Source organism: Microcoleus sp. B7-D4 (assembly GCF_036705125.1).
Taxonomy (GTDB): Bacteria; Cyanobacteriota; Cyanobacteriia; order Cyanobacteriales; family Microcoleaceae; genus Microcoleus.
In genome coordinates, this window is record NZ_JAUBTT010000155.1 from 1 (window position 1) to 11,335 (window position 11,335).

Genomic DNA, 11,335 nt, shown 5'->3' on the forward strand with positions numbered 1-11,335 from the left:
TTAGAAGGTTTTTTTAGTTATTTAGTAGTGCACAAATTTAGGTATTTGTCAAATTAATTTAGATGCGTTTACCCTGCAAAGTCAAGCAATCGCTTGTGGTTAGTTATGACTGCTTTATGTAAGGATTAATAACCAATAGTTAATTACCAATCGGGCGGCAAATTGTAATATTCGAGAGTGGATGTATCTGCCAGCAAATCTTGGGTTTTTCTGTCAATTTTAATCTCACCATCCGCCAAAACTAACGCCCTTTGAGTCGTTTTCCCGATCCAATTCAAATTATGAGAAGCGATCAAAATTACCTCGATCGGCAATTGGGACAAAACCTTAGCCAAATGACGCCGCCACGAGGGATCGAGTCCGTTGGTCGGCTCGTCTAAGATTAAAATTGCCGGCTCTAATGCTAAAATTGCTGCCAAGGCTGCTAATCTTCTTTGGCCTCCTGAAAGTTCGTGGGCCGAACGGTTGGCAAATTCTACTAAACCAAATTCGTCTAATAGTGATAAAGCTCGATCGCGCGCCACTCCCGGCGGCACTCCGTAATTGCGGGGGCCGAACATGACATCCTCTAAAATAGTGGGCATAAATAGCTGGTCGTTAGCATCTTGAAAGCAAAATCCAATCTGCCTGCGCGCCTGCGATAAAGTCGCCTCTTCCAACTTTTTTCCCTGCACTCTAATCTCGCCCGCTTGAGGCATTTTTAATCCGATCAAGTTTTCGAGCAAAGTGCTTTTACCAGCACCTGTCAGGCCGAGTAGAGCAACTCTTTCTCCCGGTTGCAAAGTAAAAGAAATTCCCCGCAATACTGGCTTTTGATCTGGATAGCCAAATACTAAGTTTTCTACTTCGATTGTTGGCACGGATTTTAGTCTACTCAAGTTTTATTTTCCTCTATTTTAGGATTAAGAGTGTTTAACCGCAGAGAACGCAGAGGGCGCAGAGAGGGGAAGGGATAAGGCAAAAGGTAGAGGCCTGAATTAATCAATTACCAATTCTACTCGTTCACAGGCTCTGCCTGGGAACGCAGATCGGGAGGCTCTGCCTCCAATTTTCCTCCGCAAGAGGCGAGGCAGAGCCTCTGGATATGGATTCCCAGGCAGAGCCTGGGAACCAGTTAAAAGAGTATTTAACCGCAGAGAACGCAGAGGGCGCAGAGAGGGGAAGGGATAAGGCAAAAGGTAGAGGCCTGAATTAATCAATTACCAATTCTACTCGTTCACAGGCTCTGCCTGGGAACGCAGATCGGGAGGCTCTGCCTCCAATTTTCCTCCGCAAGAGGCGAGGCAGAGCCTCTGGATATGGATTCCCAGGCAGAGCCTGGGAACCAGTTAAATGCCCAATGCCCAATTACGAATAACCGTAAGAAGCTGTTGTTAATCCGGCTGCGATTAAAATTGCTAGTGTCAGCCAGAGTCGCTCTTTTGGTGTTGATTTTGAGTCGGCAGGTAAAGCTCCTTGATACCCGCGAATTAGCATGGCTGCGTGTACTCTTTCTGCCCGATCGAGACTTCGCAAATAAAGCGCTCCGATCATGGAAGCACTGGCGTAGCGCAGCCATCCTCCGGTACCGGACAAGCCCCGGAGTTGGGCTGATATTTTCATGCGGTTGACTTCGGACAGCAGGATTTCTAAGTATTGTCCTGTTAAAAGTACAATCTCTTGCAAACCTGCTGGTAGGGGTAATCCTTTGAGGGCGATTCCGAAACTGTGGGGTGGCAAAGTTAGCAGAAAGCTGTTCATAATTAGCAGGCAAATTAGGGAACGTAGCAACAGAAAACTGGCGCGTTCCCAACCTTGGGGCAGCACTAATAAGGAGAGAAAAACCAATTCTGCTCCCAACAGTTGCGCTAGGGTTCGCACGGGAGCCCTGAGCCAAAACGACCAAAAAAGTGCGATCGCCCCATAAATTCCCAGCCACAGCCAAGCGCCTGTCTTCAGAAAACCCATGCCAATCACAATTGTGAGAGACATTCGCAATCGAAAAGGTATGGAGAGTTTAGACATCTTTAGGTTTTACCACCAACTGAGCAATTCCAAAAGCCGCGCCGAAGCTGAAGGCAGACCCTAAAAGTCCAGCAATGCTAGTACCAACAGGCTGTTCTTCTAATCCTTTAACTGTGTAATCTGCTAAAGGAGTGGGATTTTCGATCGCCACAGCTTCTTTATCTTTAAAGCCGTATTTTTCTGCTACCGCTTCTAACCCGTCTGGCCAACTTGATGCGAACAGTGAAAGCACCCCGGAAATTAATAAAACTCCGATTACTGGCACTACCCATTTCTGCAGTTGTGGCTGTTGTCCCGGTAGTAAATCCGGCCGCACTTTGACGAGATAAGTTAAAACGCCGCCTGTAATTACCCCTTCGCCAATGCCAATTAAAATATGTACCCCTACCATTGCTGGCAATGCCATATTGAGTCCTACTGTTCCAGAAATTGCCAATTGGATCGCCACACAAATCGAAGCAGCCACGACGCTGAGGCCCGCGGCGATGCCCGCCGCTAGGGGCAAACGATTTCTGGAACCTCCCAAAAGTTGCTGCAATGGCTGCAACAGCCACCAGCCCACCCAAATGCCAACTAGCCCCATGTTAAAAATATTGGCTCCCAGGGCGGTGATGCCCCCGTCGGCAAACAAGACGCTCTGAATTATAAAAACCGTGCTCATTGCCAAAGTTGCCGCCCAAGGGTTCCCCAATACGACGGATGCCAGCGCTCCTCCCAACAAGTGGCCGCTGGTGCCGCCGGCTACGGGAAAGTTGATCATCTGGGCTGCAAACACGAAAGCTGTGGTTAAGCCCATGATTGGGGCTTGTCGAAGTCCAAGACTGGCGCGGGTTCGATTTAGCGCAACTGCAATTACTGCTGCACTTGCTATGCCGGTGGCAATGGCTACTGGCGGTGAAAGAAAGCCATCAGGTATGTGCATCGATCTCTCCCAAACGAGAAAAGTTCCAGCCCTTTAGTCAACTATTTTTTACAAAAATTTACCATCCCCTGTGGGGGTATTTCTGCGAGCGAGCGATCGGGGGATTGGTGGCGGGCGATCCCTTATGGGATATAGATTACCGCCTCATGGGCAGAATTTTGAGGATGAGAAATTTGACATTAAATAATCCTGAAGAATTATTCGGATATTTTACAGACAACCTGCACATTGAAGCTTTTTGATAAGAATTATCAATATTTGTTTACCGATTCAACTCCAAAATTCTATTCACCGTCAAGCTCAAACAAGAATATTAAAAAAATATAAAGAATCTACTGAAAATCTCTCCTTGGATTTATTCTCAATTGTTGAGAATAAATAGCATTAAGTTTTTGACGATCGTAACAGTGAAATTAGCCGATAGCTAGTCAAAGCCAAAGTATTGCGTGTTAGAGAAACTAAAAAGTGCGAATTATTGCGACTCAATATAGTTAGCAGTAGGTTTGCAGTTGTCGAGCGCGCCCAAGTGCGATCGGCTTTGCCTGCACGAGCTCCATTATCAAGAAACTCAAAATACTAATGCGCTTATTCTCAAGTAATTTTCCGCACAACCTACAGGAGGTTTGCCAGTGGTGCAGCCGTCAACCCAAGACTCAACTACCGATTTAGTTCCATCGGAATTTCCCAGACAGTTAGATATCGCTCAAGTTTCTATCTACGGACTGAGTTTTTTATCGGCTGGTATGTTTCTGTTTTTACCTCTAGTCAACCTACTGCATCCCAGCCATTGGCAACGATTGATGGGAACCATTCACGGCTTAGGCGCAATGTTTGCAATGGTAGTGATGGTTTACACGGGACATTTAGCTTTCCCGTTGCTGCGGGGTGGCGGTAAAATCTTGCCACAAATGCGTACATTAGCCTTTTGGTCATCTATTTTGAGCTTTTTAGCCATAGCTACCGGCAATTGGGCTTATATGCGTTATCGGGCAGGCATGGACTTTGGCGGAGCTCGGGCTTGGCTGAAAGAAAACTCGCCTTTAGGGCAGTATGTTTTGATGGAATATCACGAGTTTAGCGTCCTGTTTACCCTGCCATTAGCAATAGCTTGCACCTGGATTCTGTGGACTTACGGCGATGCAATTTTAGAAAAGCATAATCGCCCGGTTTTAACCGCAACCTGTGTAGCTTTGATGGCCCTAATGTTTTTTTCAATGGGTGGCATGGTAAGTGGAATTGGCGTTGCTAAAATTCATGCTTTGTAGTCCGCATTTGCCAATTATCAACTATCAATCAATCGACTCTCAACTCTCAACTCTCAATCGATTGACTCTCAAGGCGGACAAGGTGGCACTGCCCCTACCCACTCTCAACTATCAACTATCATAGGAGATTTGTGAAATGACCAGACAATTATCCCGCCAAAGTCATGCGGGGGATGAACCTTTTTACGGTAAATTTTGGAGCAAATTAAAACACTTTCCTAACGGTTTAGCTGAGGGTTCGGCAACTGCGCCTAGGGTTTCGGGCCCAGCAGCAGCAGCAATAGTTAGCGCTGCAATTGGTTGTTTCACAATGATGGTGAGTCACCATTTAGGGGACACATCCAAAGAGATAAACGAAATGCTTTGGAACCTCGGTAGTTGGATTCCCGGAAGCAAGACTAATGATGAATTGTGGGGCAACATCGGCAGCTATACGGGCAAAGAAACTATGTTGCTTGTCGGTTGGCTTGTCAGTTGGCCAATTCTGCATCTGGTGTGGAAAAATCAGCAGATTAAAAGTCGCACCATATTTTTCTGGATGTTTGCTTTGTTAGTTGCTGCGACAGCTATGTCCTGGCATCCTCTCTTCCCCTATTTGCCCTTAACTTAAGTAATGCGAGGTTTGATGATGGAAACAAAAAATAAGCCGATCCCAGCCAGGGAGATGCACAAAATAGTTTGGATTAGTATGGGAGTTTTGACTCTTTTCTTTGTGACTTTTCCTATCTCAATGTGGCGCGTCAGCCAAAAAGAAAAGTTTCTCGGTTCCCACGTCAAGTCTTTCACAATCGAGGGACAAAATCCCGCTAATGCTGTTGCTAATGCTGTTGCTAAGGGGCTGGCCCAACCAGCTATTGCCAGTAGCAGTGCGCTTCCGGCTGCAAATAATTCCTATTTAGGGGTTGATAGCCAAAAAAAGCTGCCTGACAAGTCTCCAAAGGTTTTACCTTTCACTAATACGTCTACTGAAACGGCTATTGCGAGTAGCCCTACAGATAAGACTGTCCAAGCTGTACCTGTATCAGCAGGCCAGCAGCAAGTTCAGGCGGTGGATGGAACAAATCAGACAGCAGAAATTACGGATCGCGTAAAACTAGATGAGTTAGCTCTAAAAGTCTACGATCGCATCGATCGAACTTGGCAAACTAGCCCTACGTTCAATCAAAATCTAGTCTATCGAGTCACTACAAGTCAAGATGGGGCGATCGGCAATTTCGAGCCCCTCAACCAGCCAGCCAAGGATTACACCCAAGAAACTCCTTTGCCAAATCTGCTCAAATCTCCCGAAACTAGCAGCAACAATGCAGCACCAGTCGCTAAGTTTACTGTAGTGTTTGCTCCTACTGGAACCTTAGAAGTTAACCCCTAACTCACATACAACATCTATATCCGGTAAGGTGCGTCCTCCGCACCTTACTTTTCATTTTTAACTTAAATGTGATATTATAAACAGCGCCCTCTAAGGCATTCTACATCTAAAACAACAAATGAAAGAACTTGACGAAAAAAAAACTCAGGAACTGCTATGCACCATCATGGAATGGGAACTTGCAGGTGTCGTGCGCTATACCCACTATTCACTAATGGTGACAGGGCCAAACCGGATTCCCATCGTGCAGTTTTTTAAAGCACAAGCCACGGAATCCCTACTCCACGCCCAACAAGCAGGAGAAATTCTCACCGGTTTAGAGGGGCATCCCAGTCAGAAAATTGCTCCCATCGAAGAAACCTACAAACACTCGGTGAAAGACTTGTTAGAAGAAAGTTTAAATCACGAGAAAAAAGCGCTCAAAAAGTATAAATCTTTACTTGACGTTGTGACCGACTCCAGCGTTTATTTGGAAGAATATGCCCGCAATCTAATTGGACAAGAAGAATTGCACCAAGTAGAATTGAAAAAAATGCTGCGGGATTATAGTTGATTTAATCATTGTTATTGGTTATTGGTTAGTGGTAAGTTGTATTTCCAATGACCAATGACCAATGCCCCATGCCCATGCCCCATGATTATAAAAAATGAATTTTAGCGAAGCCCTACCAACTTTTGTAATTACCCTGCGCGAAGGCGTAGAAGCCGCCTTAGTCGTCGGAATTGTACTAGCTTGCCTCAAAAAAGCCGAGCAAACTCACCTCAATTCTTGGGTGTATGCAGGTGTCGCAGCCGGAATTGCTGCTAGCGGTTTTGTGGGTGTTTTATTCAATGGATTGCTCGCAGCCCTATCAACATCCGAGCAGCCTTACGCACCAGTAATTAAACAGCTATTAGAGGGCGTGTTGGGAATTGTGGCGATCGCAATGCTAAGCTGGATGCTAATTTGGATGACTCAGCAAGCGCGCTTTCTCAAAGCTGAAGTTGAAGGAGCAGTTACAGCAGCCTTGACAGAAAATAGCAATGCCGGCTGGGGCGTATTTGGCTTAATTTTTATTGCGGTACTGCGCGAAGGTTTTGAAACAGTTATATTTGTCAGCGCTCAATTTCAACAAGGTTTAACTCCTGCTTTAGGTGCTTTGGGCGGTTTGACTGGGGCGGCAATCATTGGCGCGCTACTGTTCAAGTGGGGCGTAAAAATTGATATCCGCCTGTTTTTCAAGTTTATGGGGATTTTGTTGCTGTTAATCGTGGCAGGTTTGGCAGTATCTGCACTCAAACATTTTGACCAAGCCGCTGGGATGTTGTCGCAGATGAATAGCCAGTATGCAGGGATTTGTTTTTATTACGATCGCCTCGCACCACTCCACTCTTGTATTTTAGGGCCTATGGTGTGGAATGCAGCGGAAATTTTGCCCGATCGACAATTTCCCGGAGTGATTCTCAAAGCACTGTTTGGATACAGAGATCGACTTTATCTCGTCCAAGCGGCGGCTTACACAATATTCTTAGCCACCATCGGCGGTCTTTATTTCCAAAAATTAGGCTCTAAGGCGACTGTTTCCCCAAAAAATACTCAGTCGGCTCAAGAATCAACTCTTTCTCAGTAGTTGTGTCGGCTATGGTTACAGATTATTTCCCTGCTTTCACTGCTTCTGAGGCCCAAAAAAATTGCCTGATTTTCCAAAATCGGCCAAAAATTTTAGGGTTTTGGGATAGACTCTTTGACATTTGTATGATATTATTTAATAATGGGAATAGCGCTTGTTTTGAAAATAAATAGTTAGATTTCTATTATTTAATAATACAGTCAAGAGCTAAAAAAAGCAAGGGCTAACCCTCAAAAAAAACAAAATTTTTCTCAACCTCACCAACTTTATAAATCACAAGTCGTAGAGTGGGCGATCGTCGAAAATATGTAACTTGCAGAGAGCAGAATTGGCAATGTCAGGCCCGCAAAGGTGTCGATCGAGAACAGGGGCGATGACCCACTACGAGCAAACAAACGCAGGGTGGCTCTAAAATCTCAAATCCCATCATCACTCGTCGCCACAGAAGTCGCGCCCGCCAACAAAAAATCTACTCCAGGCCAGATTTCTGGCGAACAGTCTTTCTGATACCCACTGAAGGCGCTTATAATTAATACAACAATTTTTACATAGCTCAAAAAGGTCTTAATCAACCTTATAATTCTTAAATGAAGCTTAAAATTAAAAAATTGCTTGTTAAAGTTACCTGGAACCCCCAGAAGGCTGTAGCCTCCCCCATCTGGTTAGCGGTGAGATAAATAATGATGCCCCGGATACTTGTTATTGATGATGACGCGGCGATCGCCGAACTCGTAGCCGTCAACCTAGAAATGGCTGGCTACGAAGTCACCCAGGCAGAAGACGGCATCAAAGGTCAGGCACTAGCCATACAACTGCTCCCCGACCTGATCATGCTAGACCTCATGCTGCCTAGAGTAGACGGATTCACCGTATGTCAGCGTTTGCGGCGTGACGAGCGCACCTCAGACATTCCCGTCTTGATGTTGACCGCCTTAAGTCAAACTCAAGACAAAGTAGAAGGCTTCAACTCCGGCGCCGACGACTACCTGACCAAACCCTTTGAACTAGAAGAGATGCTAGCGCGAGTGCGAGCTCTACTAAGGCGAACAGACCGCATCCCCCAAGCTGCCAAACACTCCGAAATTCTGAATTACGGCCCGCTGACCCTTGTCCCCGAAAGGTTTGAAGCTGTTTGGTACGCTCAGACAGTCAAACTGACCCACCTAGAGTTTGAGTTGCTGCACTGCTTGCTTCAGCGCCACGGTCAGACAGTCTCTCCCAGCGAAATTCTCAAAGAAGTGTGGGGTTACGACCCCGACGACGACATCGAAACAATTCGTGTACACATCAGACACCTGAGAACCAAGATGGAACCCGATCCCCGCCATCCTCGGTACATCAAAACCGTATACGGGGCTGGTTATTGCCTGGAGTTACCCAACAACGAGCAAGTAGCTGAAGAAAGCAAATCCTCTGCTTGAGCTAGCGCGCCCGATGCAACAAGCAGTGAAAAATTCAGCTAGAAAAGCCTGAGAGCATTAGCTCTCAGGCTTTGTTGTTTGGAGTTTGAGATGAATATTTGACACTCCCCACGGCTGAAGCCTGGCTGCGACTCGTTCTCCTGAAAGGGTAGCAATGCCCAAAGATAGGAGGCAAGGAACATAGAAAGGAGTAATCCTAACTGAACCTTGACAACTTGATAGCCATGAGGGTGAGTCTCCTGCCTAATAACAGAAAGACAAATCCCTCCCCACAGGTGCAGTGGTGAAAGCACGATCCCTACTGAGGAGACTAGCCATCAAATTGGTAAAGCGGGACGAAAGAAGGTAGCTGACAGCCTAAGTCAGCAATCCCCTTTAGCAAGAATCCATGAGTAGCGAAAGCGAAGATGCGCTTGAACCATCGTGAAAGCCAACCAGCGAAATAAGGCTTTTTGCGCTGGAGCCAAAAGGCAATGGATTAGGGGCTGATAAGTCTTGGTGTATCAGCAGCACTCCCAATAATCCCGGTGGACAGCATCAACTCTAAAGATTCAATCAATGGCTATCAGGAACGAAGTAACCTCTCGTAAGCTCTCTTGGAGGTCGAATACCAAGAGCAGGTGCTAACCGTATGCTGCGAACAGGTGGGATAGAGTCAAAAGCTAATGCCCTGTTGTAATGACAGGGATATGCAGACAGACTCGCGGTGATATGGAAGATAAAGTCGAAAGTCCGAGTATATATGTCTAAAACACGGTCACAACCGATGGTGGAATGGAGACACATTAACTGGCGAAAACTGGAACGGTCTGTCTATAAGCTCCAAAAACGAATTTATCGAGCCTCTCAACGTGGTGATGTTAAAGCAATACGCAGACTCCAAAAGACGTTGATGAAGTCCTGGTCAGCAAGATGCTTAGCGGTCAGGCGGGTAACACAAGACAACAGCGGCAAGAAGACGGCTGGTGTGGATGGGCTTAAAAGCCTGACCCCAAAACAACGTCTCGCCCTTGTTGCCAAACTTAAATTAAGCCCAAAAGTCGCTCCAACTAGGCGAGTATGGATTCCCAAGCCTGGGACAGAGGAGAAGCGACCATTAGGCATCCCGACAATAAATGACCGAGCGATGCCGCGCACTTGTCAAGCTGGCACGCTTAGCCAGAATGGGAAGCGCGATTTGAACCTAACTCATACGGGTTTCGACCAGGAGTGCGATTCGTTGGGTAGAAACTAGCCCTGAAATGGGTAGAGGATTACCCGCAAGTAACATAAGAACCTTGACAATTTGATAGTCATGTGGGTGAGAGAAAAGTATTCTAGAACCGCTCAAGTCCCACCCTCCAAGTGCAGGAGTGAAAGCACACAGAGCGCAGTTCTGAACTGTGTCCCCCAGGGTAGCGACTAGCCATCAATCCCTGAAGCGGGGGTGAAAGGTGTCAATGCTGGAAGCCTAATCTGGCAATCACCAAGCAAGAGTTCATGAGTAGGCACACGAAGGTACGTTTAACCATCGTCATGAATAACCAGCGGAATCAGGCTTAAACGCTGGGAGTCCCAAACAGGGCAAGGATAATGGGGAGTTGGCAATTCCTGGTTGACCAACAAGCACTTCCTCCAAACCCGGTGGAGAGTACCGCTCTAAAAACTCTATCAATGACTATCAGAAACGAAGTAACCTCTCGTAAGCTCTCAGTGAGGTCGATGACTGAGTAGGTGCTAACCGGATGCTGCGAGTAGGAAAGATTGAGTCAAAAGCCAAAGCCTGAAGTAATGTTCAGGATATGCAGACAGACTCACGATGTTTGGAAGATAGAGACTCAAGTAGGGAGTATAAATGTCTAAAACGAGTTTAAAGACTACGGTGGAATGGCGCTCGATTAACTGGCGCAAGCTAGAGCGGCGAGTTTACAAGCTCCAAAAGAGAATCTATCAAGCCTCTCAACGTGGTGATGTAAAGGCATTACGCAGACTCCAAAAGACGTTGATGAATTCTTGGTCAGCAAGAGCATTATCGGTTCGTAGAGTTACCCAAGATAACACTGGCAAAAAAACAGCAGGAGTGGATGGAATTAAATCTCTATCCCCAGCAGCTCGTTTGAAGTTAGTAAACAACTTAAAACTGGGTTCTAAGGTCAGCCCGACCCGGAGAGTATGGATTCCAAAACCGGGAACGGAAGAGAAGCGACCTCTAGGTATACCTACAATGAAAGACCGAGCGATGCCGCGCACTCGTCAAGATGGCACGCTTAGCCTGAATGGGAAGCGCGATTTGAACCCAACAGTTATGGATTCAGAGCCGGAAGGTCATGTCATGATGCAATTGAGGCAATATTTAACGAGATTAGGTATAAAGCCAAATACGTGCTAGATGCCGACATCTCCAAGTGTTTCGACCGCATCAACCATGTAGCGCTGCTTAACAAACTTAATACATTCCCCACCATTCGCCGTCAAATACGAGCCTGGTTAAAAGCGGGAGTGATGGACAATATGCAGCACTACGAGACATCTGAGGGTACTCCACAGGGTGGGGTCATCTCCCCACTACTAGCAAATATTGCCCTCCACGGGATGGAACACCGGATTAAGCAAGCTTTCCCCAGAAGGACAATAGTCAAGAAAGGGAAATACTCTGGTTATCAATCAGGAGCAACATTAATCAGGTATGCAGATGACTTCGTGAGCGCGACACGATGTCGCATGTTGTGAGTGAGGAGGTGACTTCTCTAGGTTAGTGTCCAAAC

Annotated in this window: 10 protein-coding genes and 2 pseudogenes; 9 read left to right on the forward strand and 3 right to left on the reverse strand. The window is 46.4% G+C overall.

The window, feature by feature from the left end; all coding sequences use genetic code 11:
- Positions 1–143: 143 nt before the first annotated feature.
- The 3 genes from QUB12_RS34920 to QUB12_RS34930 all read right to left on the reverse strand — a co-directional run bounded on the left by QUB12_RS34920 (position 144) and on the right by QUB12_RS34930 (position 2,920).
- A complete protein-coding gene (locus tag QUB12_RS34920) occupies positions 144–878 on the reverse strand; it encodes an ABC transporter ATP-binding protein (RefSeq protein ID WP_333142738.1) in 735 nt (244 codons plus the stop codon).
- A gap of 469 nt (positions 879–1,347) precedes the next feature.
- Positions 1,348–2,004, reverse strand: coding sequence for an energy-coupling factor transporter transmembrane protein EcfT (locus QUB12_RS34925; RefSeq protein WP_333102841.1), 657 nt, complete (start codon positions 2,002–2,004; stop codon positions 1,348–1,350).
- The gene (locus QUB12_RS34930) at positions 1,997–2,920 is read right to left on the reverse strand and encodes an energy-coupling factor ABC transporter permease (RefSeq protein WP_333310734.1); all 924 of its coding nucleotides are present in this window, start codon (positions 2,918–2,920) and stop codon (positions 1,997–1,999) included. The genes QUB12_RS34925 and QUB12_RS34930 overlap by 8 nt, the downstream gene beginning before the upstream one ends.
- On the opposite strand from QUB12_RS34930, the gene QUB12_RS34935 reads away from it, so the two are divergent.
- The 9 genes and pseudogenes from QUB12_RS34935 to QUB12_RS37730 all read left to right on the forward strand — a co-directional run.
- Positions 2,803–3,168 (forward strand): hypothetical protein, encoded by a 366-nt coding sequence (locus QUB12_RS34935; protein ID WP_333310736.1) that lies wholly within the window; start codon positions 2,803–2,805, stop codon positions 3,166–3,168. The genes QUB12_RS34930 and QUB12_RS34935 overlap by 118 nt on opposite strands.
- 387 nt (positions 3,169–3,555) lie before the next feature.
- On the forward strand, positions 3,556–4,191 hold the full coding sequence (locus QUB12_RS34940; RefSeq protein ID WP_333142740.1) for a hypothetical protein: 636 nt from the start codon (positions 3,556–3,558) through the stop codon (positions 4,189–4,191).
- A gap of 136 nt (positions 4,192–4,327) precedes the next feature.
- Positions 4,328–4,801: a hypothetical protein gene (locus tag QUB12_RS34945; RefSeq protein ID WP_333102838.1), complete on the forward strand. Its 474-nt coding sequence runs from the start codon at positions 4,328–4,330 to the stop codon at positions 4,799–4,801.
- Positions 4,802–4,816: 15 nt separating this feature from the next.
- Positions 4,817–5,560: a hypothetical protein gene (locus QUB12_RS34950; RefSeq protein ID WP_333300516.1), complete on the forward strand. Its 744-nt coding sequence runs from the start codon at positions 4,817–4,819 to the stop codon at positions 5,558–5,560.
- 118 nt (positions 5,561–5,678) lie between these two features.
- Positions 5,679–6,113 (forward strand): ferritin-like domain-containing protein, encoded by a 435-nt coding sequence (locus QUB12_RS34955; protein WP_333102835.1) that lies wholly within the window; start codon positions 5,679–5,681, stop codon positions 6,111–6,113.
- Between the two features lie 94 nt (positions 6,114–6,207).
- Complete coding sequence (locus tag QUB12_RS34960; RefSeq protein WP_333310731.1) at positions 6,208–7,170, forward strand: FTR1 family protein; 963 nt, start codon at positions 6,208–6,210, stop codon at positions 7,168–7,170.
- A 683-nt stretch (positions 7,171–7,853) separates the two neighbouring features.
- Positions 7,854–8,591 (forward strand): response regulator transcription factor, encoded by a 738-nt coding sequence (locus QUB12_RS34965; protein WP_333142744.1) that lies wholly within the window; start codon positions 7,854–7,856, stop codon positions 8,589–8,591.
- 742 nt (positions 8,592–9,333) lie between these two features.
- Positions 9,334–9,800: pseudogene (locus QUB12_RS34970) on the forward strand (reverse transcriptase N-terminal domain-containing protein); the annotation flags it as partial.
- A 625-nt stretch (positions 9,801–10,425) separates the two neighbouring features.
- Positions 10,426–11,273 (forward strand): annotated as a pseudogene (locus tag QUB12_RS37730) (reverse transcriptase N-terminal domain-containing protein); the annotation flags it as partial.
- Positions 11,274–11,335 lie beyond the last annotated feature (62 nt).